This is a genomic window from Cupriavidus sp. UBA2010 (assembly GCF_002335265.1).
Classification (GTDB): Bacteria; Pseudomonadota; Gammaproteobacteria; order Burkholderiales; family Burkholderiaceae; genus Cupriavidus; species Cupriavidus metallidurans.
Window position 1 is genome coordinate 231,881 of record NZ_DDCI01000033.1, and the last position, 24,886, is coordinate 256,766.

The following is a 24,886-nucleotide window of genomic DNA, read 5'->3' on the forward strand; positions in this document are numbered from 1 at the left end:
CTCTCCTATCTTGAGGACTTCCCAAGACAACGGAGACAACATGCCCCTTGAGGGGCATATCACCCCCCAAGGGAAGAAAATTAAACAAGCGGGTTCAGTCAGCCGTCTTGCGACGAAAGACCAGTTGGAAGTCTGCCCGCTTTCGCGTGAGGTAATGTCTCAACCCCTATCCGGACCATTACAGCTCGGCATTCGCTTTTTCCAACCTCCCATACCCGCACAGCCAACAGCGTTCCTTGCGGTTCGCCTGCCTGAGCCATACCGCGCTCCGGCAGCCATACGGGCTTACCACGTTCCCTGCGCATTACACGACTGGGTTAGGGCCTGCCTCTTCACCGGTGGTCCGAATGGCGACGTGTTCCGAACTTTCAGCGGAACAACCGACCACATACCTTTTGGTTAGTGCCTATCAGCAGCTTTGGCACTGCAATGCTTACGGTGTTTATCAGCAGTTCACATATGTTGCCCATACCAGCCAGCCTGGCTCCTCGACCCCATTGCTGCTAGGAGTCTCTGCGTCTCTACCTCTCGGCAGTTACGCACCCTTGCGGGGGCTTCGTTGTCAGGAGAGCTTCACACCCCACAGTTACCCGTGACGCATGTCTCCCTAGGCTACTGCTAGTCGCATAGCAGGTTCTCTATCGAGGCACCCTCGCGGGTGTATTCGACCGAACCATAACGCGCAGAGCTAAACGCTCCGGAAACCTCACTTCATTACTTCAGTGCCTCCATACTGGCAGGCGCTCGATGAAGACAGACGCTGACGCGCCCGCCTTCATCCCAAAGACGTAGTGCCGACCCTACTGGGCCGGTCTGAATGCTATGTAGCGAAGACGCAGCAAATTACCGCCGCATATTCGCCCACACCTCCGTAGAGAGTGCGTACTGCAAAGACACCTGCCCAAAGGCAAGCGTCCCCGCCTTTGGGCAATGGCTGGAAATCCATCCAGCAGAAAGCAAGCTTTGAGTCGGCCGATACTTTGGCCTCCTCGCAACACATGGACTCGCTCCGGCCTTGCGGCCGGGTTTGTCAAAGCAAGAAATGGTTGAGATTGGACGGTTCTGGCCGAAGCCTTCCCCTTGTCTCAACAAAGGTCGATGCTCTTAACGTAGAGCTACCGGACACGAGGGTGCGTGTCGCACGAAAGGGGGCATTATAAGGCGAACCACCGGTTTGCCGCCCGAAAAGCCTGCCGGCCGACCAATTTGACGCTGGTCTGGCGCGCGCTTTCGACACACGCCCCCCACAAACGTGGTGCTTTTGACAAATTTGTGGGTTATTGGGGCGCCTCGCAATGGCGCGGCGCCGCAAAAATCGGCATGATATGCCCCACTTGCAACAAAATTGCGCGATTTCTGCAACGTCGGCAGACTTGTCTGGTGCCAGTTGCAGCGACGAAGAACGTCGCCTTACGTGCCACGCCACACTTGAACGCGCTGCTCAACAAGATCCTGCCCCCGCCCGGGCCGCAACTGGACACCGAAACGCGAGCCAAGCTGCTCGTCACCGTTCATCGTGTCTCCCCCACGGGCATCGCATCCTCGGCCCTGCTGCCGGGACTGACCGCGTACACGTTCTGGAACGAAGCCAACCACGTGGCGCTGGTGATCTGGTGCGCCATCATGCTGCTGCTGACCATCGGCGGGACGTGGTTCTACCTCGGGTTCCAGCGCGATATGGGCAGGTTGAGCCGCTCGGCGCACACGCGCAAGTGGTGGAACAACATGCGCGCCATTGCGTTCCTGACGGGACTGACCTGGGGCAGTTCGGCGCTGCTGCACCTGTATTCGTCGTCCGTGGTGTTCTCGAGCGTGCTGTATCTGTTGACGTTGGGTGTGCTCGCGGGCGGCGCCACGTCGCAGTCGCCCATCCCATCGAACCTGGTCTTTGCCGGCGTGCCGATCCTTGTGCCGAATGTGCTGCTGGCTGACTTTGCCTTTCCGGGCCACGGCACCTATGTGCAATTGCTGCTGGCTATCTACGCGCTGATGCTGGCACGGCACTCGCTGAATCTGCAGCACACGCTGGTGCGGGCCATCCAGCTCGAATCCGAAAGCCGCCGGCTCGCCAAGCAGTTTCAGGAAGAGAAGGAACGGGCACTTCATGCCAGTGAGGAGAAATCCCGCTTCCTGGCGGCCGCGAGTCACGACCTGCGCCAGCCTGTTCATGCCCTGGTGATGCTGGTCGAAGCGTTGCGTGCGCGCAACCAATCGAGTTCGCTCCACCCGCTCGTCGAGCAGGTGGCCGCCGGGACGCAGACCATCGACCTGCTGTTCCGGTCCCTGCTTGACCTGTCCAAGCTTGAAGGGCGCAAGGTGTTACCAACGCTGGAGCCATGCGAACTTAATTCGCTGATCCATGACGTGATGAGCCAGTTCGCCGCCGATGCGCGCGAAAGCGGTCTGACGCTGACGCCACGCGTGCCTGACGAACTGTTCGCCATGGCCGAGCCGGTGCTGCTGCGGCGGGCGCTGTTCAACCTCGTGCAGAACGCGCTGCGCTATACGAAGCGCGGCGGCATTCTGGTGACCGCACGACAGCGCCGCAAGCACGTGCGGCTGGAGGTCTGGGACACCGGTGCGGGCATCACGCCCGAGCACCTGCCGGAAATTTTCTCGCCGTACTACCAGGTTCACAATCCGCAGCGCGATCCGTCGCAGGGTCTTGGTCTGGGGCTCGCGATCTTCCGGGAATGCGTGCGTCTGATGCGCGGGACTTACGGCGTGCGCTCGGTGCCGGGCAAGGGATCGGTATTCTGGTTCGCGCTGGCGCCGGTGCCCGAGGAGACCGTAGCCAGTGTTCGGGCGATGCGGGCGAATGCGCAGGCGGAAGAAGCGCGACACGATCGTTTGCGTGGCACTGTGCTGGTGGTCGATGACGATAGCCAGATTCGCAAGGCGTGGATCGCCTTGATGGAGGCCTGGGGCATTCGCGTGGCATGTGCCGCGCACGGGGAAGAGGCCGACCGTCTCTTCGCGAAGGGTCTCAAGCCGGACATTATCTTCTGTGACCTGCGCTTGCCCGGCAACGAGAACGGGCTCGATTTGCTGGAGCGCTGGCAGACCTCGCAGCCTCAGGCACGCAGCGCGCTGCTGACGGGCGATCTGAAGTCCGCGGCGCTGCAGGCGGCCGAGGAGGCAGGCTACTTCGTCCTGCCGAAACCGGTGGACCCGGCGAACCTGCGCATGTTGCTGCGCCGCTGGTTGCCCACGGCATGAACGCATGAATGACAACGCCGCCCTTGAGGCGGCGTTGTCATTCATGCGTGGCGATGTTCACTGCCTCACTGGCGCAGGCGGAAACGCTCCATGCGCGACATGACCTGCATGCGCGTGCGCACGCCCAGCCGTTGCAGGATGGCGGAGACGTGTTCCTTGACGGTGTTCTCGGTCAGCCCCAGCTTGCGGGCGATGACCTTGTTCGGCAGTCCTTCGAGCACCAGCGCGAGCACCGAGCCCTGGCGCGGCGTGAGGCCGAGTTCGGCCGGCGTGACCGGAATGCCGTGGGCGGGGCCGAACGATTGCGATCGGCCGGACAAGGCCTCATCGGATGGAAAACTGGTGTCGCCGGCCAGGACCTTGCGCACGGCCGCAGTGAACGCGTTGGCGTCCAGATGCTTGCCGACGAAACCGCAGGCCGATAGCGCGCGGGCGCGGCCCACGATCTCGGGTGTGGCCTCCGCCGACATGAAGATGAAGCGGGCGCCCGGGATCACGGTCTTGAACGACTGCATGGCATCGAAGCCAGTACCATCGTTCAGCCAGATGTCGAGCAGCACGATATCGGGACGGAGCCCCTGGTTCAGGGAGTGAAGGGCTTCCTTGGCGCTGCCAGCGGAATGAACGGCGACGTCGGGCATCACTTCCGCCAGGAAGGCGGTTGTGCCCGAGAGCGCCATAGGATGATCATCGACCACCAACAAAGTCGGTGCAGCGTTCAACATGCGTATTCCCGTCTAAGTTCCCGTTTCGCCCTTGTTGTCACCGTCTTTTTGTGTCGCGGCGCGTGGGCGTAGGGGCCACTCTAACAGAGCGGGTTGCGCGTCACAATCCATCACACGGGGGTAGTGGGATTGGTGGGCGCGCCTGTTTTTGTTGCCCCATGTGCGTTTGGCGGTAATTAAGTACCTAATGCGCATGGTTTGCAAGTGTTTGGACCACAGCTTGGTAGAATCGCGGCGATGAAGAATATTGTGATATTGATTTCCGGGCGTGGCTCCAACATGGAAGCGATCGTCCGGGCCTGCGCCGCCGAAAAATGGCCGGCGCGCGTGGCCGCGGTACTGTCGAACCGCCCCGATGCTTCGGGCCTGCAGTTCGCCTCGCGCCACGGTATTGCCACCGGTGTGGTGGACCACAAGCAGTTTTCCGGACGTGAGAGTTTCGACGCCGCGATGCGGGACGCCATCGACGTCTATCAGCCCGACCTCGTCGTGCTGGCAGGCTTCATGCGGATCCTGACGCCTGGCTTCGTTGAGCATTACGCCGGTCGAATGCTCAACATCCATCCGTCGCTGCTGCCGAGCTTCCCCGGGTTGCATACGCACAAGCAGGCGTTGGAGGCGGGCGTCAAGCTGCATGGCGCGACAGTGCATTTCGTGACGCCAGAACTCGATCATGGTCCGATCGTGTTGCAGGCGGCACTTGATGTTCTGCCTGGCGATACACCGGAGTCGCTGGCCGATCGTTTGCTCGATAGCGAACATGTCATTTACCCGCGCGCCGTGCGCTGGTTCGTCGAAGACCGTCTGCACGTGCAGGACGGTGTCGTTCAAGTAGTTCAACCGGCCGAGCCCCAATGGTTCATGGCCATCTCGCCCCAAGCGGCAGGAAAACAGCCATGAGTCGCAATCCCGCAACTTCCCAAGACAATCGCCAGCGCTCGCGTCCGAGCAAAGGCAAGGCCAGCCCGATCCGCAAGTCGCCCAACGCCCGGCAGCAGGGCGCTGACGGCGCGCCGCGCACGCCCGGCGGCCTGCAGGCTTTCCATCTGCAACATATCGACCGACTGCTCGGCAAGGTGCTGTTGTTCGCGCGTCCGTCCGACGCGGTGGTCAGCCATTACTTCCGCGAAAATAGCAAACTTGGTCATCGCGACCGAGGCATCATCGCTGAAGCAATTTTTGCAGTGTTGCGCCGACGCGTCGAATTTGGTCAATTTGCCGAAAGTGGCACGGGTTCGGCCACGCGCCGCCTCGGGCTGCTGGGCCTGGCCGCGACGCTCGGCCGCGATGTGCTTTCGCCATTCCTTCATCCCGACGAAGCCGTCTGGCTCGACCGCCTGACCACGATCGAGCGCTCCAGCCTGGCGCCGCGCGTGCGCGCCAACCTGCCCGAGTGGCTGTATGACGATCTGGTGGCGCGTCATGGCGAGGCATTCACTGCTGCGCTTGGCGATGCCTGGCTGCGGCCCGCGCCGCTCGACCTGCGCGTGAACACCGCCAAGCTGTCGCGTGAAGAGGCACTGGCCGAACTCCAGACTGCCGGTATCGCCGCCGAACTGGCCCCGATGGCGCCGGCTGGCATCCGCCTCAAGGGCAAGCCCGCGTTGAACCAGCTCCCGCTGTTCATCAACGGTGGCGTGGAAGTGCAGGATGAAGGCAGTCAACTGCTGTGCCATCTGCTTGCGCCGCGTCGCGGCGAGATGGTGGTTGACTTCTGTGCGGGCGCTGGCGGCAAGACGCTGGCGCTGGGTGTGGCCATGCGCTCGACTGGGCGGCTCTATGCATTCGATGTGTCGGAGAAGCGCCTGGCCAATCTGAAGCCGCGTCTGGCTCGTAGTGGTCTGTCGAACGTGCACCCGGTGCTGATCGACTCCGAGCGCGATGCCAAGGTCAAGCGCCTGGCCGGCAAGATCGATCGTGTGCTGGTGGACGCGCCTTGCAGCGGCCTGGGTACCCTGCGCCGTAATCCCGATCTGAAGTGGCGTCAGACGCCGGAATCGGTTGTGGAGCTCACTGCGAAGCAAGCGGCCATCCTCGATGCCGCGGCAAAGCTGGTGAAGGGCGGCGGCCGTGTCGTGTACGCCACGTGCAGCGTGCTGGAGGCCGAAAACGAGGCAATCATCCGTGATTTCCTGGCATCCCACGAGAATTTCCGACTTGTGCCGGTGAGCGAAGTGCTGGCCGAGCAGAAGATCGAGGTGCCGGAGTTGCCGGCGGAAGGCGGCATGTTGGCGCTCTATCCGCATATCCATCAGACCGATGGCTTCTTCGCCGCTGTGCTGGAGCGCACGCGCTGATGGCGGATAGCACGCTGATGAACCCCGATACGCTCGCGGAGCTGAAACGATCGCACGCGATGTTCGGTAAGATGGTGCAGGACCTGATCCACGATGCGGGCGGTCCGGGGTTTTTCTGGCAGATCGGGGTACTGGCCATTTGCCTGCTGATCGCGTGGCCGCTGTCGCGGCGCGTGGTCAAGCGGCTGGAGGTTCGCCACCAGTCGGCAAGCTTCTCGTTGCGCATGGCCGCGGTCAGCCTGGAGCGTGCGGTGTTCCCGCTCATCAGCTGGCTGCTGGTGTTGGTGGCGCGTTTCTCGCTGGAATCGCTGATCCCGATCAGCGTTCTGCGGCTCGCGCTGGTGCCGCTGTTCGGCATCACCTCGTTGTATGTGACGTTCTACATCCTCCGGCGAGTGATATCGGGACATGGCCAGCTTCACGGCATGCTTGTGCTGGTGGAGAAGGTACTGACGACCCTGACGTGGATCGCCATGGGTTTGTACGTGCTTGGCGTGCTGCCGGACGTGGTCGCGTGGATGCGGGACGTGCGGTTCTCGATTGGCGGCAAGCAGCACATCAACCTGGCCGATTCGCTGATGGCAATGGTCTGGATTCTCCTGACCGTGCTGGTGGCGATGTGGTTTGGTTCGTGGCTGGAAGAGCGCCTGATGCGTGCGACCACGCTCGATTCGAACCTGAAGGTCGTGCTGACGCGCATCACGAAGGCGCTGCTGTTACTGGTGTCGTTGCTGCTGAGCCTGTCGCTCGTGGGCATCGACCTGACCGTGCTCTCGGTGTTTGGCGGCGCACTGGGTGTCGGCCTCGGTCTTGGCCTGCAGAAGATCGCCAGCAACTACATATCGGGCTTCATCATCCTGCTCGATCGCTCGGTCAAGCTTGGCGACCAGATCACGGTCGACAAGTACACCGGCATCGTGTCGCAGATTCGCACGCGCTACACCGTTGTGCGCAATGGTGACGGCGAGACGCTTGTGCCGAATGAGCAACTTGTGGCCCAGTCAGTGCAAAACCATTCGTTCTCTGGAACGAATGTGCGCGTGGCTACCCGGGTGCAAGCGGACTATGCCGCCGATCCAGAAATGGTGATCGGATTGCTGCAGGATTGTGTGCGCAATTTGCCACGTGTGCTCGAAGCGCCGGCACCCGCCGCATTCCTTGTGATGTTTGCTGACAGCGGCATCGAGTACGAAACTGCCGTCTACATCGCGGATCCACAGAACGGCAAGCTTGGCGTGCAGTCGGCGATGAATCGGGCCATCTGGCGCGCGTTTCACGAAAATGGCATTTCGATCCCATATCCGCAGCGCGAGGTGCGGATGCTGAATCCGGCGACGCCACTTGTCGTGGCGGATGCCGCACAGGATTGAACGTTTCCCGCGCCAGCCGCTCAAAATCGGGGAAAAAGCGGATGTCTGACCCGCGTCGATCCGGTAGAATATCGGGCTGAACGCGGGTTGCAGACCAACCCGTCAGCCCCACTTCCAGACAGCCGCCAGATTGCAGCGGTTCGTGCCTCGGCCCGGCTCCTGCCACGTACGCAGGATTGCGCCAGCGCCAGAAAGCTATCGCAATCGTTGAATTTGCAGTCTTTTTTCTGCGCGTTTGGTGCGTTGCATGGTAGTGCCGCACTGCATCCCTCGTTTTTTAGACGGAGAACACAGTTTGTTCGACTCAATTCTTGATTGGGCCGCCAACGGCCTCGCCAACTGGTCCTGGTGGGAGATCGTGATCTACACGCTCGTGATGACGCACATCACGATCGCCGGCGTGACTATTTTCCTGCACCGCTGCATGGCGCACCGGTCGCTGGACCTGCATCCGATCGCCCAGCATTTCTTCCGTTTCTGGCTGTGGATGACCACGGGCATGGTGACCAAGGAGTGGACCGCGATTCACCGCAAGCACCACGCCAAGTGCGAAACCGAAGACGATCCGCACAGCCCGCAGACCCGCGGCATCCGCAAGGTGCTGCTGGAAGGCGCCGAGCTGTATCGCGCCGAGGCCAAGAATAAGGAAACCATCACCAAGTTCGGCCACGGCACGCCCGATGACTGGATCGAGCGCAATTTGTACTCGCGCTTCTCCTGGCAAGGCGTAGCGCTGATGCTGATCATCGACCTGGCCCTGTTCGGCCTGGTCGGCATGTCCGTGTGGGCAGTGCAGATGCTCTGGATCCCGATCCATGCCGCCGGCATCATCAACGGCCTGGGCCACTACTGGGGCTATCGCAACTACGACTGCGAGGACGCATCGACCAACGTGTCGCCGTGGGGCTTCATCATCGGCGGTGAAGAGCTGCACAACAACCACCACACGTACCCGACGTCGGCCAAGTTCTCGATCAAGTGGTATGAGATCGACGTGGGTTGGTGGTACATCCGCGCGATGCAGTCGGTGGGCCTGGCCAAGGTCAAGAAGATCCCGCCCAAGGCTCGCCTGGTGGAGGCTCGTCCGGTGGATCACAACACGCTGGAAGCGATCATCGCTAACCGCTACGACGTGATGGCCCGCTATGCCAAGACGCTGAAGTCCGCCTACAAGGATGAACTGCGCAAGCACAAGGAAGGCAATACGCCCGAGTACTCGAGCTTCAAGCCGGCCCGCAAGTGGTTCCACCGCGAGGAAACCAAGCTGGCTGCGCCGCAACGTCAGCAATTGGCGACCATCGTCGAGCAAAACAAGATGCTGAGCACGTTCGTGGAAATGCGCCGCGAACTGGCTGTGATCTGGGGCCGCTCGAACCTGACGCGCGAGCAACTGCTGGCTCAGCTGCAGGCTTGGTGCCATCGCGCCGAAGCCAGCGGGATCCAGGCGCTGCAGGAGTTTTCGCTGCGCCTGCGCCGGTACGCCTGATACAATCGCCGACGCGCCCGTCATGGCTACAAAGCCCCGCCCCAGGCGGGGCTTTTCTTTTGGCTAAACTTCTCCATGTGATGGCACAGACCGCGCGTTCACAGCGCGGCGGCCAACGGTGCGCCGAGGAGTACTGCAGAGATGACCCCACAAACGATCAAGAGCGTCGAGTTCGAGAAGCCGAACCTGACGGACCCTGACGCGGCCGCCGGTGGTAGCTGCGTCGCGCACGCCTGGGCCAAGGTGCCCCCGGCGCTGACACCCGATGAGCGCCAGGCGCTCAAGTCCCGCATTCGCAAGTTGCTGAAAGAGCGCAATGCGGTGCTGGTGGCGCATTACTACGTCGATGCCGACCTGCAGGATCTTGCCGAGGAAACCGGCGGCTGCGTGTCCGATTCGCTGGAAATGGCCCGCTTCGGGCGCGATCACGATGCCAAGACGCTCGTGGTGGCCGGTGTGCGATTCATGGGCGAGACCGCCAAGATCCTGAGCCCCGAGAAGACCATCCTGATGCCGGATCTGGACGCCACCTGCTCGCTGGACCTGGGCTGCCCGGCCGACGATTTCGCGGCATTCTGCGATGCGCACCCGGATCGCACCGTGGTGGTTTATGCCAACACCAGCGCGGCGGTGAAGGCACGCGCCGACTGGATGGTGACGTCGAGCATCGGCCTGAAGATCGTCGAGCATCTGCACGCGCGCGGCGAGAAGATCCTGTGGGCACCGGACAAGCATCTGGGCAGCTACATCCAGCAGCAGACCGGCGCCGATATGCTGCTGTGGCAGGGCTCGTGCCTGGTGCACGACGAGTTCAAGGGTATCGAACTCGATCTGCTGCGCCGCGAGCATCCGAAGGCCAAGATCCTGGTCCACCCGGAATCGCCGGCCAACGTGGTTGCGCAGGCTGACGTGGTTGGCTCGACCAGCCAGCTGATCGCCGCGGCCCAGCAGTTGGACGCCAACGAGTTCATCGTTGCCACCGATAACGGCATCCTGCACAAGATGCGTATGGCCGCGCCGGGCAAGATGTTCATCGAGGCCCCGACCGCCGGCAACAGCGCCACCTGCAAGAGCTGCGCGCATTGCCCGTGGATGGCCATGAATGCGCTGACCAATCTGGCCGAAGTCCTCGAGACCGGCCGCAACGAAATTCACGTCGACGCCGACATCGGACGACGCGCCGTAACGTGTATCAACCGGATGCTCGATTTCGCCGCGCAGCAGAAAGCCAATGTTCGCCCCGCAGCCGATCTCGCCAAGGAATCGGCACTGTTCAGCGGAGTTGGCCCGGCATGAGCGTGAATTCCGTATTCGATAGCTACGGCCCCGCGCTGCGTGTGGCGCTGGCCGCCAACGTCAAGGCGGCGATTGCCGAGGATGTGGGGGCTGGTGACCTGACCGGTCTGCTGGTGCCGGCCGACAAGCCCGTGCACGCCCGCGTGATTGTTCGCGAAGCTGCCGTGCTGTGCGGTCGCCCGTGGTTCGACGCCTGCATGCAAGCCATCGACGAGAGGCTGCAGGTGACTTGGCAAAAGGAAGAGGGCGCGCGCCTGGCGCCGGGCGACGTGGTCTGCGAAATCACCGGGCCGGCACGCGCGTTGCTGACCGCCGAGCGGCCATCGCTGAATTTCCTGCAACTGCTCTCCGGCGTGGCGTCGGCCACTCGCCGTTACGCCGATCTGATCGCCGATACGCGCGCACGCGTGCTCGATACGCGCAAGACGCTGCCGGGTCTGCGGCTTGCGCAGAAGTATGCGGTGAGGATCGGAGGCGGAGAGAACCAGCGCCTGGCGCTATACGACGGCATCCTGATCAAGGAGAACCACATCGCGGCGGCCGGCGGTATCGCGGCGGCGATGGAAGCGGCGCTGGCGCTTGGCACCGATGCTTCGATCCAGATCGAGGTTGAATCGATCGCCGAGCTGGAAGAGGCGCTGGCGGCAGGCGCGAAGTCCGTGCTGATCGACAACTTCTCGCTGGAAATGATGCGAGAGGCCGTGGCGATCAACCGTGAGCGCGCACTTCTCGAGGTGTCGGGCGGAGTGAACTACGAAACGATTCGCCGTTTCGCCGAAACCGGCGTCGACCGGATCTCGGTCGGCGCCCTCACCAAGGATGTGCGCGCGACCGATTACTCGCTGCGCATCGTCGGCTGAACCTGGTCCTGGGCTGTCGCCGGAGGCTCAGACCTTCCGGCGGCTTGCCGCGCGGCCCGTCAGCGGTTGCAGCACGGTAGGCAGCGCCTTCGGCAGCGTTTCCGGATAGTCACGGCTGAAGTGCAGGCCACGGCTTTCGTGGCGCGAGTAGGCGCTGTCGACGATCAGCGACGCCACTTCCACCAGGTTGCGCAATTCCAACAGATCGCGAGTAACACGGAAATTCGCGTAGTACTCGGCAATCTCCTCGCGCAGCATGCCGATCCGGTGCTGCGCGCGCTCCAGCCGCTTGTCGGTGCGCACGATGCCGACGTAGTTCCACATCAGGCGGCGCAGCTCATCCCAGTTGTGCGAGACGACGACTTCCTCGTCGGCATCCGATACGCGGCTCTCGTCCCAGGCCGGCAGCGTGATGTCCGGCGCGTCGGCCTTGCCTTGCGAGGCAATGTCCGAAGCTGCGGCGCGGCCGATCACCATGCATTCGAGCAGCGAGTTCGACGCCAGGCGGTTGGCGCCGTGCAGACCAGTGCAACCCGTCTCGCCAACTGCGTAGAGATTGCCGAGATCGGTGCGGCCCGCCGTATCGGTGACCACGCCACCGCAGGTGTAGTGCGCGGCCGGCACCACGGGAATCGGCTCGCGCGCGATATCGATGCCGAGTTCCAGGCAGCGGGCGTAGATCGTCGGGAAGTGTTCCTTGAGGAACGACACGGGCTGGTGCGTGATGTCGAGATACACGCAATCCAGGCCGCGCTTTTTCATTTCGAAGTCGATGGCGCGGGCCACCACGTCACGCGGCGCCAGTTCGGCGCGGGCGTCATGCTCGGGCATGAAGCGCGTGCCATCCGGCAGCCTCAGCAGGCCGCCTTCGCCGCGCACGGCTTCCGAGATCAGGAACGACTTCGCGTAGGGGTGATAGAGGCAGGTCGGGTGGAACTGGATGAATTCCATGTTCGACACCCGGCAGCCCGCGCGCCAGGCCATGGCGATGCCGTCGCCCGTAGCCGTATCGGGGTTGGTCGTATAGAGGTAGACCTTGCCCGCGCCGCCGGCGGCCAGTACCGTATGCGTGGCTGTGAGCGTGCGCACTTCGCCCGTTTCCGCATCGAGCACGTACAGGCCATAGCAACGGTTGCCGGGCAAGCCGAGCTTGGCGGACGTGATCAGGTCGACTGCGAACTGGTCTTCGAGGATCGTGATGTTCGGATGCTGGCGGGCCTGCTCGGCCAGCGTGGTCACCACCGCATGGCCCGTGGCGTCGGCAACGTGGATGATGCGGCGACGGCTATGCCCGCCTTCGCGGGTGAGGTGGAAGCCGAGTTCGGCCTGTTCGTCGCGCGTGAACGGCACCCCGCGGTCGATCAGCCATTGGATCGCTTCGCGGCCATGCTCCACGATGAAGCGCGTCGCATCCTCGTCGCAAAGTCCTGCACCTGCAACCAGCGTGTCCTGCGTGTGTTCGTCGTGACTATCGCCCGAGTCGAGCACCGCGGCGATGCCGCCCTGGGCCCAATCGCTTGCCCCCGTTGTCATGGCGCGTTTGCTGAGGATGACAACCCGGTGGGTATCGGCAAGCTGCAAAGCGACGGTAAGGCCGGCCAGCCCGCTGCCGACGATCGCGACGTCGTAGTTCATGGTGCAGGGATCGCGCGAGGGCGAAAGAGCGTTGGGGGAAAGCTCGCAAGTCTACACCCACCTGCACCAGACTGTTACACCTCCCCTTGGCCGGCAAGGTTTGGCGGCGATTGCCGGACGGCCGCCCAGAAACAAAAAGCCCCGCTAGTGCGGGGCTTTTGGCTGAAGACCGTAGATCAATTACTTGATCTTGGTTTCCTTGTAAGGCACATGCTTACGGGCGACGGGATCGAACTTCGAGATCTCCATCTTTTCCGGCATGGTGCGCTTGTTCTTGGTGGTCGTGTAGAAATGACCGGTACCTGCGGTCGATTCCAGCTTGATCTTGTCGCGTCCGCCTTTGCTGGCCATGGTGTACTCCTAATTAGACTTCGCCGCGTGCGCGCAGGTCTGCGAGCACGGCGTCGATGCCTTTCTTGTCGATCAGGCGCAGACCGGCGTTCGAGACGCGCAGGCTCACCCAGCGGTTTTCCGATTCAACGAAGAAGCGGCGGTTCTGCAGGTTGGGCAGAAAACGGCGCTTGGTCTTGTTGTTTGCGTGGGAAACGTTGTTGCCGACCATCGGCGCTTTCCCGGTCACTTGACAGACGCGTGCCATGAAGCACTCCTAAATCTTATTCGTGGACAATGTTCGCAACAGATCAACAAAAGGCGCGCGGGCCCGGACTGCAGCGGATTGGTACTTCAGCGAAACGAACATTATAGACCGGAAACGAGCGACGAATCAATGCCTTCCGACAGATTCGGAAGCGGGCCGTTGCATCGTGCTGCTTGCGTCACGTCATGGGCTGACGGATGGGCCGGTCATGTTCTGCCGTCGACCGGAGATCGACGGGGCCCACAATGTAACGGCCCCGGCGAGTGCTGTCCAGTCTCTTCCGGGATGTGTTTCCTCAAGGTTTTCCGAGTTGCCAGCGCGAGCAGCCCAACGGCCGATGGTCTAGTCGCATACAATGGCGGCTGTTGACCGGTTGACTCCCATGACTTTGCAATCTACTGCGGCCCAGGCCGAACGTGACGCCGCGCCTGCGCGCAAGACCGTCCAGGCAGACTCCTTCCTGACGCTTCATTACAGCATTGCCCTCGAGAACGGCACCGAAGTGGTGAGCACGTTCGAGGAAAAGCCCGCCACGCTGCTGCTTGGCCAGGGTCAGCTCGTTCCGACGCTGGAACAGGCGCTGCTGGGGATGGCCGAAGGCGAGCGCACCCTCTATCGCCTGGCTCCCGAACAGGCGTTCGGCCCGCGCAATCCCGAACTGCTGCAATGGGTCTCGCTGGCCACGCTGCGCGAGAACAGCTCGTTCGAGGAAGACTACGCGCCGGGCGACCTTGTCGAATTCAACGCGCCTGGCGGCGGCAAGTACGCCGGCGTGCTCAAGGAGTACGGCGAGACCGCCGCGCTTTTCGATTTCAACCACCCGCTGGCCGGACAGGCAATTCTGTTCGACGTCCAGCTGATCGGAATTCTCTGATGTCTGCCGTTGTAACGGAACGCAGCATGACCGAAACCACTGTCCCTGCCGATGCCGAGATCCTGATGGCGCAGCCGCGCGGCTTCTGCGCGGGCGTCGATCGTGCGATCGAAATCGTCGAACGCGCGCTGTCGCGGTTCGGCGCTCCTATCTATGTGCGCCACGAGATCGTCCACAACGCCTACGTGGTGGCCGACCTACGCAAGAAAGGCGCGATCTTCGTCGACGAGCTCGACGAAGTGCCGCAGGGCTCGACGGTTATCTTCAGCGCCCATGGCGTATCGAAGGAAGTGCGCGCCGACGCCACAGCGCGAGGTCTGACCGTTTTCGATGCCACCTGCCCGCTGGTGACCAAGGTGCACGTGGAAGTCGGCAAGATGCGCGGCGAGGGTTGCGAGATCATCATGATCGGCCACCGGGGCCACCCCGAAGTGGAAGGCACCATGGGCCAATCCGAACACGGGATGCTGCTGGTGGAATCGGTGGACGACGTGAATCGTCTGGTCGTTGCCGATCCGCAACAACTGGCCTACGTCACGCAGACCACGCTGTCGGTGGACGAGACCGCCGAGATCGTGGCCGCGCTCAAGGTCCGCTTCCCGCAGATCCGCGAGCCGAAGAAGCAGGACATCTGCTACGCGACGCAGAACCGCCAGGACGCCGTGAAGTTCATGGTGCCGCAGGTGGAAGTGGTGATCGTGGTGGGCAGCCCGAACAGCTCGAACTCGAACCGCCTGCGCGAACTGGCCGACCGTCTGGGCGTGCCGGCGTACATGGTGGACGATCCGGAACAGCTCAAGCCGGAATGGGTGACTGGCAAGCGCCGCATTGGCCTGACAGCCGGCGCCTCGGCGCCCGAGGCGCTCGCCCAGGCAATCGTCGAGCGTCTGCGGACCTTCGGCGTCAAGAGCGTGCGTGCGCTCGAGGGCGTGGAAGAGAACATGTCGTTCCCGCTGCCGCGCGGCCTGGCCAGCGTGTCGGTCCAGTCCTGATCCTGAAGCCCTGAGTTCCCGAGGCCGGGCGCCCTGCCTGCCTCGTCCCTGCCGGACACCTCACGCGCACGCGTGACCGTGTCCGCGCCGAAATCCCTCCCCAGCAATCCGCACCGCCTTTCTCCCGCCCATGATTGGTGCTTGGGTGTCATTCCGCACGTTCGTTGCCGCCGCGCATTTGTTCCTCGTCCAATACTTCTGTAATAGCCGTTTCTTTATTAATACGTTTCTCGCGTGTCTATACACGCAGACAATACAGGGTAATCCCCGATGCTGGGGTTTTCCCTATTTTGGGGCGGCGACATATTCTGCACATTAGAGAGGCAATCTTGCATTTGAAATGAAATGCCTAATTAATAGTTGGTGATTATAGGTGGCTCCGGCAATGCTTATACGGTGGTGCCGCTTGGTTGGGCAGGGGCTGGGCACGATTCTTGTAAGGGTATGTGACGGGTCTGCCAACTGAGCGGAGATTGCCCCATTTTGTGCATTGGGGAAATTCCCTAGCTCATTTGGCGGGTAAAAGGTTCAGGTTGTTGCGTCGCGTATTGCATCTACAAAGAAAGGGGATACAATTCGCGCGTTTCAAATTGAAACTAAACAAAGGCGGTTCGGGGAATACGTCCGGGAGGCGTGTTTTATTCCCTGTTTTTGTGAATCCTAGGAGATCACTCATGCAATTCACGTTTGCCAAGATTCTGCCGATCGCGGCCGCTGTGGCGCTGGTCGCTGCATGTGGCAAGAAAGAAGAAAAGCCGGTTGAATCGGCCGCACCGGCACCCGCTGCCACGGCGGCAGCCGACACGAGTGGCGGCGAGACCATCGTCAAGATCGGTCACGCGGCGCCCCTGACCGGCGGCATTGCCCACCTTGGCAAGGACAACGAGAACGGCGCCCGCCTGGCCGTGGAAGAGGTCAACAAGGATGGCCTGACCATCAACGGCAAGAAGATCAAGCTGGAACTGGTTGGCGAAGACGACGCGGCCGATCCGAAGACCGGTACCGCCGTGGCCCAGAAGCTGGTGGACGCCAAGGTCGTGGCCGTGGTGGGCCACCTGAACTCGGGCGTGTCGATCCCGGCTTCGAAGATCTACAGCGATGCCGGCATCGTCCAGATCTCGCCGTCGTCGACCAACCCCGACTACACCAAGCAGGGCTTCAAGACCACCTATCGCGTGGTGGCGACGGATGCCCAGCAAGGTCCGGCACTGGCCAACTACGCTGCCAAGACCCTGCACGCCAAGACCGTGGCCATCGTTGACGATGCCACCGCCTACGGCAAGGGCCTGGCCGATGAGTTCGAGAAGACCTCGAAGGCCGATGGTGTGAACGTGGTGGCACGTGAAGCCACCAACGACAAGGCCACCGACTTCAAGGCCATTCTGACCAAGATCAAGGGCAAGAAGCCCGACGTGATCATGTACGGTGGCATGGACGCCACCGGCGGTCCGTTCGCCAAGCAGGCCAAGGAACTCGGCATCACGGCGAAGATCGTTGGCGGCGATGGTGTCTGTACCGACAAGGTGGCCGAACTGGCTGGCGACGCCGTGGACAACCTCATCTGCTCGGAAGCCGGTCTGGCACTGTCCAAGATGGAGAAGGGCGCCGACTTCGAGAAGCGCTACCAGGCACGTTTCAACTCGCCTGTGCAGATCTACGCGCCGTTCACCTATGACGCCGTCATGGTGATCGTCGACGCGATGAAGCGCGCCAATTCGACCGACGCGGCGGCCATCCTGGCCGAGATGCCGAAGACGAACTACAAGGGCGTGATCGGCAACATCGCCTTCGACGAGAAGGGCGATATGAAGGAGGGCACCATCACCCTGTACGACTACAAGGACAAGAAGAAGTCCGTCCTCGACGTCGTGAAGATGTAATCAGGGCTTACCAGCCCAGACGAACGGCACCGTGAGCACTTTTACGGTGCCGTTCTTTTTAGTCTCGCCAACGTGTTGACAGCATCCTTACCAAGGGTGGAACAGGGCGGGAGGCACACCAGCAGAGCAACACCCACACCTGACCTATCCAACATTACCGTCCCATCCGAGGCATCCACACCATGCCGGCCGGATCGGGGCTGAAGCAGGAGTTTTCATGGATATCTTTATCCAGCAGATCGTGAACGGTCTTGTGCTCGGCAGCATCTACGCGCTGATCGCACTGGGCTACACCATGGTCTACGGCATTCTGGGCATCATCAACTTCGCGCACGGCGATGTGCTGATGATTGGCGCGCTGACCGCTTTGTCGGCAATCATGGGGCTGCAAAAGTTCGCCCCCGGCCTGCCCGAATGGCTGACGCTGGTGATCGCCACGCTGATCGCCATGCCCGTCTGTGCAGTTCTGGCCTATACCATCGAACGCGTGGCCTACCGGCCGTTGCGCAACGCGCCACGATTGGCCCCGCTTATTACCGCGATCGGCGTCTCGATCATTCTCCAGACCATGGGGATGCTGATCTGGTCGCGTAACCCGCTGACGTTCCCGCAACTGCTGCCGTCGAGCCCGATCGACATCGGCTCCACCGGCGCCACGATCACCGGCAAGGAAATCGTCATCATCGGCCTGGCCGTGATGGTGATGGCGGGCCTGCTGGCCCTGGTGAACCGTACCAAGCTCGGCCGCGCCATGCGCGCCACCGCCGAGAACCAGAAGGTGGCGGGCCTGATGGGCGTCAACCCCAACTTCGTGATTTCCGCCACGTTCATGATCGGTGCGGCGCTTGCGGCGCTGGCCGGCGTCATGATGGCCACCAACTACGGCAATGCCCATTTCTACATGGGCTTCATCCCGGGCCTGAAGGCGTTCACCGCCGCGGTGCTCGGCGGCATCGGCAACCTGGCTGGCGCAATGGTCGGGGGCATGCTGCTGGGCCTGATCGAAGCGCTTGGCGCGGGCTACATCGGCGACCTGACCAACGGTGTGTTCGGCTCGAACTACCAGGACGTGTTCGCCTTCATCGTGCTGATCATCGTGCTCGTGTTCCGTCCGTCCGGCATCATGGGCGAACGTGTGGCTGACCGCGCCTGAGGGGAGAGAATCCATGAATACTCCGATTCCATCCACGGCCGTGGCGGCGCCGTCGCGCGTGCCGGCCAAGACGCTGGCCGCGCTGGTCGGCTTCCTGGTGGTCGCGCTCTGCGCGCCGTTCTTCGTCCAGACCTTTGGCGGCAATTACTGGGTGCGCGTGCTCGACTTCGCGCTGCTCTACATCATGCTGGCGCTGGGCCTGAACATCGTGGTCGGCTTTGCCGGTCTGCTTGATCTGGGCTACATCGCGTTCTACGCGGTAGGCGCCTACATGATGGCGTTGCTCGGCTCGCCTCACCTGTCCAATCAGTTCGAGTGGATCCACCAGCTGTTCCCTAACGGACTGCACCTGTCGATGTGGTTCGTCCTGCCAATCGCGGTGGTGGTGGCGGCCACGTTCGGCGTGCTGCTGGGTGCGCCAACGCTGAAGCTACGCGGGGATTACCTGGCCATCGTGACACTGGGCTTCGGCGAGATCGTCCGCATCTTCATGAACAACCTGGACCGTCCGGTGAACATCACCAACGGCCCCAAGGGCATCACGGCAGTGGACCCGGTCCACATCTTCGGTTTCGACTTCTCGAAGTCGCACGAGATCTTCGGGCTCAAGTTCACACCGGTGTTCATGTACTACTACCTGCTGGTGGCGCTGGTCATTGTCATCGTCTTTATCTGCCTGCGATTGCAGAACTCGCGTATCGGCCGTGCCTTCGTGGCCATCCGCGAAGACGAAATCGCCGCCAAGGCGATGGGTATCAACACGCGCAACATCAAGCTGCTGGCCTTTGCCATGGGTGCCTCGTTTGGCGGTGCATCGGGTGCGACTTTCGGCGCATTCCAGGGCTTCGTCTCGCCGGAATCGTTCACGTTGTGGGAATCGATCTACGTCCTGGCGATTGTGGTGCTGGGCGGCATGGGCCACATCCCGGGCGTGATCCTGGGCGGCATCCTTCTGGTGGGCTTCCAGGAGCTGTTGCGTGCCGTGGCGGAACCGATCCAGACCGGTATCTTCGGCCAGGTCATTGTCGATGCCGAAGTGCTGCGCCAGTTGTTGTTCGGTCTGGCCCTGGTGGGCGTGATGCTGTATCGCCCGGCCGGCCTGTGGCCATCGCCACGCAAGGAAGACCGCCCAGTTGTGCGTCGTGCCGGCAGTGTCGGTCGTTTCTGAACAGGGGGACAACATGAGCAATTCCGATTTCCTCCTGTCCGTACAGGGGGTCAACAAACGTTTTGGTGGCCTGCAGGCACTGTCCGATGTGGGCCTGCAGATCAATCCGGGTGAGATCTATGGGCTTATCGGCCCGAACGGCGCCGGCAAGACCACGTTCTTCAATGTGATCACGGGCCTGTACACGCCGGACTCCGGCGAGTTCGTGCTGGGCGGCAAGCCGTACCAGCCGACTGCCGTGCACGAAGTGGCCAAGGCTGGCATCGCGCGCACGTTCCAGAACATCCGACTGTTCGGCGACATGACCGCGCTGGAAAACGTGATGGTGGGCCGGCACGTGCGCACCAAGGCAGGCCTGTTCGGCGCCATCTTCCGTCCGCCTGCGGTGCGTCAGGAAGAAGAGGCCGTTGAAGACATGGCCCACGATCTGCTCGAGTACGTTGGCATCGGCAAGTACGCCAACTTCACGTCGCGCAACCTGTCGTACGGCCACCAGCGTCGTCTGGAGATCGCCCGCGCGCTGGCCACCGAGCCGAAGCTTCTGGCGCTGGATGAACCCGCCGCCGGCATGAACGCCACCGAGAAGGTGGAGTTGCGTGGCCTGCTGGAGAAGATCAAGAACGATGGCAAGACCATCCTGTTGATCGAACACGACGTCAAGCTTGTGATGGGCTTGTGCAACCGCCTCACCGTGCTGGACTACGGCAAGGTCATCGCGCAGGGCCTGCCGCACGAAGTGCAGAACAATCCTGCCGTGATCGAGGCTTACCTCGGCGCAGCGGCGCACTAAGGCGGGAGAGACGCAAATGACACAGACGATCCTGAAGATCTCGGGCCTGAAGGTGGCCTACGGCGGCATCCAGGCCGTCAAGGGCGTGGACCTGGATATTAAAGACGGCGAACTCGTGACGCTGATCGGCGCCAACGGCGCCGGCAAGACCACCACCATGAAGGCCATCACCGGCCTGCAGGGCTGGGCCGGCGGCGACGTGGAGTACATGGGCAAGTCGATCAAGGGCGTGCCCAGCTATGCGCTGCTCAAGCAAGGGCTGGCGATGGTGCCGGAAGGCCGCGGCGTGTTCGCGCGCATGACGATCACCGAGAACCTGCAGATGGGTGCGTACACGCGCAACGACGAGGCCGGCATCAAGGCCGACATCGACCGTATGTTCGAAACGTTCCCGCGCCTGAAGGAGCGTGCCAACCAGCTTGCCGGCACGATGTCTGGCGGCGAGCAGCAGATGCTGGCCATGGCCCGCGCGCTGATGAGCCAGCCGAAGCTGTTGTTGCTGGATGAGCCGTCGATGGGTCTCTCGCCGATCATGGTCGAGAAGATCTTTGAGGTGGTACGCACGGTGTCGTCGCAGGGCGTGACCGTTCTGCTGGTCGAGCAGAACGCGCGCCTGGCGCTGCAGGCGGCCCATCGCGGCTACGTAATGGAGTCTGGCCTGATCACGATGAGCGGCGACGCAAAGCAGATGCTCGACGATCCGAAGGTGCGGGCCGCGTATCTGGGGGAGTAAAAGGCCAGTGGTGCTCCTGTCTCCTGCTTGCGGGAGAGGGGAGCAGACACCCGGTGCTTCAAACAAAAAATGCCTCGCGAAAGCGAGGCATTTTTCATTGCATGGCGTGAAGTCAGGCCAACTTCTTCAGCAACTCGCGCAGCATGCCGATCATCTGGTCGATCTCTTCGCGGGTCACGTTCAGCGCGGGCATGAAGCGCAGCAGGTTCGGGCGCGGCGCGTTCAGCAGCAGGCCCACCGGCGACATTTCGCGTGCTTCTTCCACGAGTTGCGGGCCGATGTCCTTGCCCAGCACCAGCGCGCGCAGCAGGCCCTCACCACGTTCGCCACCCAGGCCAAACTCCTTCGTCAGCACCAGCAGTTGCTCGCGCAGGTATTCGCCCTTGGCCTTCACGTCGTCCAGGAAGCCCGGCGCGGTCAGTTGTTCCATGACCGAGCTGCCCACGGCTGTCATCAGCGGGTTGCCGTTGTACGTGCCGCCCTGGTCGCCGGCTTCGAAGCTGGCGACATCGGCCTTGCACAGCAGCGCGGACAGCGGCACGCCGCCGCCAATGCCCTTGCCGAGCGTCATGATGTCCGGCTCCACACCCGACAGCTCATACGCGAACAGCGTGCCGCAGCGGCCGCAGCCGGTCTGCACTTCATCGACGATGAACAGCAGCTTGTGCTTGTCGGCCAGCGCGCGCATGCCCTGCATGAATTCGCGCGTGGCGGGAATCACGCCGCCTTCGCCCTGCACCGGCTCGAGCATGATGCCAACGGTCTTGTCGGTGATCAGCTTTTCCACCGAAGCCAGGTCGTTCAGCTCGGCCTTCGGGAAGCCCGGCACCTGCGGCGCGAAGATCGTGTCCCAGCCGGCCTTGCCCGACGCGCTCATGGTCGCCAACGTGCGGCCATGGAAGCTGTGGTCCATCGTGATGATCTCGTACGCGCCGTTCTTGTGCTTGCGGCCCCACTTGCGTGCGAGCTTGATCGCGCCTTCGTTGGCTTCCGCGCCGCTGTTGGCGAAGAAGACCTTGTCGAAGCAGCTGTTATCGGTGAGCTGCTGCGCCAGCTTCAGCATCGGCTCGTTGTAGAACGCCGGGCTCGGGTTGAGCAGCTTGCGCGCCTGCTTTTCCAGCGCCTGGATCATGCCTTCGTTCGAATGGCCCAGTGCGTTGACCGCCCAACCCTGCACGAAATCGAGATAGCGCTTGCCGTTATGGTCCGTCAGCCAAGAGCCCTTGCCTTCGGTGAAAACCAGTTCGGGCCGGTTGGTGATGTACATCAGGGATTGGACGGGAAACTCAGCAAATGCCATGGCGGACTCCTGGGGTCGGCATGAAACTAAAAGTCGAAAAAAGCAAAAAGCCACGGGGATTGCCCGTGGCTTGTTGACCTGAACAGACGCTGTTGACGGTCAGCCGCGCGGCACCCCGAATGGGAGCAACGTACGAGCGCGGCGTCGGATGAAGTTGGCGGTGTTCATGGCGGCCAATATAAGACGCATGGGCCCGGGTGTCAAAGCGAAATTTGGCAGGCCCGGGTGCCATTGTTGTGTCAGCGGAACGGCGAGTGGCGTTCTGGGGGCAATACCCTCAGGCCGCGCCACCCTTGTGCAGGTCTGCTTCTGACGTGAACGAGTCGGCGAAGAACGCGTCCTCGTGCAGCTTGCATTGCGCCGAGAAGTCGCCGCGCGCGGCGTTCACCATCACGGGCGCGCCGCAGGCGTAGACCTCGTGGCCGGACAGGTCCGGATGGTCGGCCATCACCGCCTGGTGAACGAAGCCGGTGCGGCCGGTCCAGTTGTCGTCAGCCTGCGCGTCGGATACCACCGGCACGTACTTGAAGTTCGGGAGGTCGCGCGCCCACTGTTCGCACAGCGCGTGCATGTACAGGTCGCGCGGACGGCGTCCGCCCCAGTACAGCGTCATCGGACGGGTGATGCCCGTGTACGCGGCATGTTCGACAATCGCCTTGATCGGGGCGAAGCCGGTGCCGGAGGCCAGCAGGATGATCGGCTTGTCCGATTCCTCGCGCAGGAAGAAGCTGCCGAGCGGGCCTTCGAAGCGCAGGATGTCGCGCTCCTTCATGGCCGGCGCGCCTTCCTTGGCGCCGAATACGTAGTCGGTGAACGCGCCGCCAGGCATGTGGCGGATATGCAGTTCGATCGGGCCTTCCTCGTGCGGCGGCGTGGCGATCGAGTAGCTGCGGCGCTTGCCGTCACGCAGCAGGAATTCCACGTACTGGCCGGCCAGGTACTGCATGCGCTCGGTGGCGGGCAGTTGCAGCTTGATGGCGATGACGTCGTCGGCCAGGCGCTCCACCGAGGCCACGCGGCAGGGGATCTTTTTGATCGGAATATCGCCGGCGCCATGCACCTCGCGGCATTCGATCGTAATGTCGGAAGTGGCGTTGGCGCAGCAGAACAGCGCGCGGCCTTCCGTTTTTTCCTGGGCGGTCAGAGCCGCGGCGGCGTGGTCGCCCTGGTGGATCGTGCCTTCGAGCACGCGGCCCTTGCAGGAGCCACACGCACCGTTCTTGCACCCGTAGGGCAAGCCAATGCTGTGGCGCAGGGCCGCGCCAAGGATGGTTTCATCGGTGGCCACTTCGAACTTGTGGCCGCTGGGCATTACGGTGACTTGATACGCCATAATCGGATCTATGAGCCAAATTCTGTCGCCGCGAACGGCATTGTCTTCCCCACGGGGCGCACGGCGCCTGGGTCGTCCGCGCCTGCTGATCGTCGGTTGCGGCGATGTCGGCACGCGCATCCTGCGCCTGCTGTCCGCGCGTATGCGCGTGTTCGCCGTCACTTCACAACCAGAACGCCGGGCCGAGCTTCGCGCAGCCGGCGCGGTGCCGCTGGTGGCGGACCTGGACCGGCCCGCCACGCTGGCGCGTCTGTCGCGGCTGGCGGAGCGGGTGATCGATCTGGCACCGCCGCCCGGGCAGGGCGAGGGCGATCCGCGCACGCAGGGTTTGCTAGGCGCGTTGCGCCGCACGGCGTGGCGTCGAGCACGCTTCCCCCGGCTCCCCACCGGCGCTGGCGAGGCCGCCATTCTACCCGAGCAAGGCTGGCACCGGGCGTTTCAGACAGCCCGCCGGCACCAGTCGCGCGGGGTGTTCGTCTACGCCAGCACGACAGGTGTCTACGGTGATCGCGGCGGCGCTCGCGTGCGGGAATTCGATGCGGTGCGCCCCCAGACCGCGCGTGCGCGCCGTCGGGTCGCCGCGGAGGCGGCGGTGCGGCGTTTCGGCCGCGACGCCGGCTGGCGTGCCGGTATCGTCCGGATTCCGGGCATTTATGCCGAGGATCGCCTGCCAATCGCGCGCCTGAACAAGCGCACGCCGGCGCTGGCGTCGCAGGATGACGTCTACACGAGCCACATCCATGCCGACGACCTGGCGCGCACGATGATCGCGGCGATGTGGCGTGGCCGCCCGCAGCGCGTGGTCCACGCCAGTGATGACACGGAATTGCGCATGGCCGACTACTTCGACCTCGTGGCGGATCGCAAGGGCCTGCCGCGTCCGCCGCGCATCACGCGGCAGCAGGCGCGCGAGATGATCGAGCCGACGTTGCTGAGCTTCATGAGCGAGTCGCGCCGGATCGACAATCGCCGGCTCAAGCGCGAACTGCGGCTGCGGCTGCGATACCCCACCGTCGCGTCGTTCTTCGACCGCTGACCCTATCTGCTCCCGCCATCTCGCGGTGGCACGCCGATTGCGTATGCCTTTGTCATCGCTTGTTGTATATACAGCAATGGTGCGGCGTGCCATCCCAGTGGATCCGGATGTGATCGGCAACGGTGCGCCGCAGCATCCCGG

General features: G+C 62.8%; 21 protein-coding genes. 15 read left to right on the forward strand and 6 right to left on the reverse strand.

The window, feature by feature from the left end; all coding sequences use genetic code 11:
- Window positions 1-1,428: 1,428 nt before the first annotated feature.
- Window positions 1,429-3,219, forward strand: coding sequence for an ATP-binding response regulator (locus B2246_RS24855; protein WP_035884683.1), 1,791 nt, complete (start codon window positions 1,429-1,431; stop codon window positions 3,217-3,219).
- 65 nt (window positions 3,220-3,284) lie between these two features.
- On the opposite strand, the gene B2246_RS24860 is transcribed toward B2246_RS24855, so the two are convergent.
- Window positions 3,285-3,944 (reverse strand): response regulator, encoded by a 660-nt coding sequence (locus B2246_RS24860; RefSeq protein WP_011517433.1) that lies wholly within the window; start codon window positions 3,942-3,944, stop codon window positions 3,285-3,287.
- Window positions 3,945-4,181: 237 nt separating this feature from the next.
- On the opposite strand from B2246_RS24860, the gene purN reads away from it, so the two are divergent.
- The 6 genes from purN (at window position 4,182) to nadC (ending at window position 11,253) form a co-directional block, all read left to right on the forward strand.
- Complete coding sequence (gene purN / locus B2246_RS24865; protein ID WP_035884684.1) at window positions 4,182-4,844, forward strand: phosphoribosylglycinamide formyltransferase; 663 nt, start codon at window positions 4,182-4,184, stop codon at window positions 4,842-4,844.
- Entirely contained in the window at window positions 4,841-6,241 is a 1,401-nt protein-coding gene (locus B2246_RS24870) for an RsmB/NOP family class I SAM-dependent RNA methyltransferase (RefSeq protein WP_011517429.1), read from the forward strand. Before purN ends, B2246_RS24870 begins: the two co-directional genes overlap by 4 nt.
- Complete coding sequence (locus B2246_RS24875) at window positions 6,241-7,611, forward strand: mechanosensitive ion channel family protein (protein WP_035884685.1); 1,371 nt, start codon at window positions 6,241-6,243, stop codon at window positions 7,609-7,611. The genes B2246_RS24870 and B2246_RS24875 overlap by 1 nt, the downstream gene beginning before the upstream one ends.
- A gap of 295 nt (window positions 7,612-7,906) precedes the next feature.
- Entirely contained in the window at window positions 7,907-9,097 is a 1,191-nt protein-coding gene (locus B2246_RS24880) for a DesA family fatty acid desaturase (protein ID WP_029310125.1), read from the forward strand.
- 141 nt (window positions 9,098-9,238) lie between these two features.
- Window positions 9,239-10,393 carry a quinolinate synthase NadA gene (nadA, locus tag B2246_RS24885; RefSeq protein ID WP_035884686.1) on the forward strand — a complete coding sequence of 385 codons (1,155 nt, stop codon included), beginning with the start codon at window positions 9,239-9,241 and terminating at the stop codon, window positions 10,391-10,393.
- Window positions 10,390-11,253 carry a carboxylating nicotinate-nucleotide diphosphorylase gene (gene nadC / locus B2246_RS24890; protein ID WP_035884687.1) on the forward strand — a complete coding sequence of 288 codons (864 nt, stop codon included), beginning with the start codon at window positions 10,390-10,392 and terminating at the stop codon, window positions 11,251-11,253. The genes nadA and nadC overlap by 4 nt, the downstream gene beginning before the upstream one ends.
- A gap of 27 nt (window positions 11,254-11,280) precedes the next feature.
- Here the strand turns inward: nadC and nadB are convergent, their stop codons facing one another.
- From nadB to rpmB, 3 genes are all read right to left on the reverse strand, one after another.
- The gene (nadB, locus tag B2246_RS24895; RefSeq protein WP_035884688.1) at window positions 11,281-12,888 is read right to left on the reverse strand and encodes an L-aspartate oxidase; all 1,608 of its coding nucleotides are present in this window, start codon (window positions 12,886-12,888) and stop codon (window positions 11,281-11,283) included.
- Between the two features lie 180 nt (window positions 12,889-13,068).
- Entirely contained in the window at window positions 13,069-13,239 is a 171-nt protein-coding gene (gene rpmG / locus B2246_RS24900; RefSeq protein ID WP_008644909.1) for a 50S ribosomal protein L33, read from the reverse strand.
- 13 nt (window positions 13,240-13,252) lie between these two features.
- Window positions 13,253-13,486, reverse strand: a complete 234-nt coding sequence (gene rpmB / locus B2246_RS24905) for a 50S ribosomal protein L28 (RefSeq protein WP_008644908.1) — start codon at window positions 13,484-13,486, stop codon at window positions 13,253-13,255.
- Between the two features lie 382 nt (window positions 13,487-13,868).
- On the opposite strand from rpmB, the gene B2246_RS24910 reads away from it, so the two are divergent.
- From B2246_RS24910 to B2246_RS24940, 7 genes are all read left to right on the forward strand, one after another.
- Window positions 13,869-14,360: an FKBP-type peptidyl-prolyl cis-trans isomerase gene (locus tag B2246_RS24910; protein ID WP_008644907.1), complete on the forward strand. Its 492-nt coding sequence runs from the start codon at window positions 13,869-13,871 to the stop codon at window positions 14,358-14,360.
- Window positions 14,360-15,352 carry a 4-hydroxy-3-methylbut-2-enyl diphosphate reductase gene (gene ispH, locus B2246_RS24915; RefSeq protein ID WP_011517422.1) on the forward strand — a complete coding sequence of 331 codons (993 nt, stop codon included), beginning with the start codon at window positions 14,360-14,362 and terminating at the stop codon, window positions 15,350-15,352. Before B2246_RS24910 ends, ispH begins: the two co-directional genes overlap by 1 nt.
- Before the next feature lie 674 nt (window positions 15,353-16,026).
- The gene (locus B2246_RS24920; protein ID WP_011517421.1) at window positions 16,027-17,232 is read left to right on the forward strand and encodes a branched-chain amino acid ABC transporter substrate-binding protein; all 1,206 of its coding nucleotides are present in this window, start codon (window positions 16,027-16,029) and stop codon (window positions 17,230-17,232) included.
- Window positions 17,233-17,449: 217 nt separating this feature from the next.
- A complete protein-coding gene (locus tag B2246_RS24925) occupies window positions 17,450-18,385 on the forward strand; it encodes a branched-chain amino acid ABC transporter permease (protein WP_008644904.1) in 936 nt (311 codons plus the stop codon).
- Between the two features lie 13 nt (window positions 18,386-18,398).
- Window positions 18,399-19,553, forward strand: a complete 1,155-nt coding sequence (locus tag B2246_RS24930) for an ABC transporter permease subunit (protein WP_008644903.1) — start codon at window positions 18,399-18,401, stop codon at window positions 19,551-19,553.
- 13 nt (window positions 19,554-19,566) lie between these two features.
- Window positions 19,567-20,343 carry an ABC transporter ATP-binding protein gene (locus B2246_RS24935; protein ID WP_011517420.1) on the forward strand — a complete coding sequence of 259 codons (777 nt, stop codon included), beginning with the start codon at window positions 19,567-19,569 and terminating at the stop codon, window positions 20,341-20,343.
- A gap of 16 nt (window positions 20,344-20,359) precedes the next feature.
- Window positions 20,360-21,076 carry an ABC transporter ATP-binding protein gene (locus B2246_RS24940; protein ID WP_011517419.1) on the forward strand — a complete coding sequence of 239 codons (717 nt, stop codon included), beginning with the start codon at window positions 20,360-20,362 and terminating at the stop codon, window positions 21,074-21,076.
- Between the two features lie 112 nt (window positions 21,077-21,188).
- On the opposite strand, the gene B2246_RS24945 is transcribed toward B2246_RS24940, so the two are convergent.
- The gene (locus tag B2246_RS24945) at window positions 21,189-22,376 is read right to left on the reverse strand and encodes an acetylornithine transaminase (RefSeq protein WP_035884689.1); all 1,188 of its coding nucleotides are present in this window, start codon (window positions 22,374-22,376) and stop codon (window positions 21,189-21,191) included.
- Between the two features lie 277 nt (window positions 22,377-22,653).
- Entirely contained in the window at window positions 22,654-23,709 is a 1,056-nt protein-coding gene (locus tag B2246_RS24950) for a CDP-6-deoxy-delta-3,4-glucoseen reductase (RefSeq protein ID WP_011517418.1), read from the reverse strand.
- A gap of 10 nt (window positions 23,710-23,719) precedes the next feature.
- On the opposite strand from B2246_RS24950, the gene B2246_RS24955 reads away from it, so the two are divergent.
- A complete protein-coding gene (locus B2246_RS24955; protein WP_035884690.1) occupies window positions 23,720-24,745 on the forward strand; it encodes an NAD-dependent epimerase/dehydratase family protein in 1,026 nt (341 codons plus the stop codon).
- Window positions 24,746-24,886 lie beyond the last annotated feature (141 nt).

Coding starts and splice junctions, on each gene's coding strand:
- B2246_RS24860 (WP_011517433.1), bottom strand. CDS start 3,944: ATGTTGAACGCTGCACCGACTTTGTTGGTGGTCGATGATCATCCTATG.
- purN (WP_035884684.1), top strand. CDS start 4,182: ATGAAGAATATTGTGATATTGATTTCCGGGCGTGGCTCCAACATGGAA.
- B2246_RS24870 (WP_011517429.1), top strand. CDS start 4,841: ATGAGTCGCAATCCCGCAACTTCCCAAGACAATCGCCAGCGCTCGCGT.
- B2246_RS24875 (WP_035884685.1), top strand. CDS start 6,241: ATGGCGGATAGCACGCTGATGAACCCCGATACGCTCGCGGAGCTGAAA.
- nadA (WP_035884686.1), top strand. CDS start 9,239: ATGACCCCACAAACGATCAAGAGCGTCGAGTTCGAGAAGCCGAACCTG.
- nadC (WP_035884687.1), top strand. CDS start 10,390: ATGAGCGTGAATTCCGTATTCGATAGCTACGGCCCCGCGCTGCGTGTG.
- nadB (WP_035884688.1), bottom strand. CDS start 12,888: ATGAACTACGACGTCGCGATCGTCGGCAGCGGGCTGGCCGGCCTTACC.
- rpmG (WP_008644909.1), bottom strand. CDS start 13,239: ATGGCCAGCAAAGGCGGACGCGACAAGATCAAGCTGGAATCGACCGCA.
- rpmB (WP_008644908.1), bottom strand. CDS start 13,486: ATGGCACGCGTCTGTCAAGTGACCGGGAAAGCGCCGATGGTCGGCAAC.
- B2246_RS24910 (WP_008644907.1), top strand. CDS start 13,869: ATGACTTTGCAATCTACTGCGGCCCAGGCCGAACGTGACGCCGCGCCT.
- ispH (WP_011517422.1), top strand. CDS start 14,360: ATGTCTGCCGTTGTAACGGAACGCAGCATGACCGAAACCACTGTCCCT.
- B2246_RS24920 (WP_011517421.1), top strand. CDS start 16,027: ATGCAATTCACGTTTGCCAAGATTCTGCCGATCGCGGCCGCTGTGGCG.
- B2246_RS24925 (WP_008644904.1), top strand. CDS start 17,450: ATGGATATCTTTATCCAGCAGATCGTGAACGGTCTTGTGCTCGGCAGC.
- B2246_RS24930 (WP_008644903.1), top strand. CDS start 18,399: ATGAATACTCCGATTCCATCCACGGCCGTGGCGGCGCCGTCGCGCGTG.
- B2246_RS24935 (WP_011517420.1), top strand. CDS start 19,567: ATGAGCAATTCCGATTTCCTCCTGTCCGTACAGGGGGTCAACAAACGT.
- B2246_RS24940 (WP_011517419.1), top strand. CDS start 20,360: ATGACACAGACGATCCTGAAGATCTCGGGCCTGAAGGTGGCCTACGGC.
- B2246_RS24945 (WP_035884689.1), bottom strand. CDS start 22,376: ATGGCATTTGCTGAGTTTCCCGTCCAATCCCTGATGTACATCACCAAC.
- B2246_RS24950 (WP_011517418.1), bottom strand. CDS start 23,709: ATGGCGTATCAAGTCACCGTAATGCCCAGCGGCCACAAGTTCGAAGTG.
- B2246_RS24955 (WP_035884690.1), top strand. CDS start 23,720: ATGAGCCAAATTCTGTCGCCGCGAACGGCATTGTCTTCCCCACGGGGC.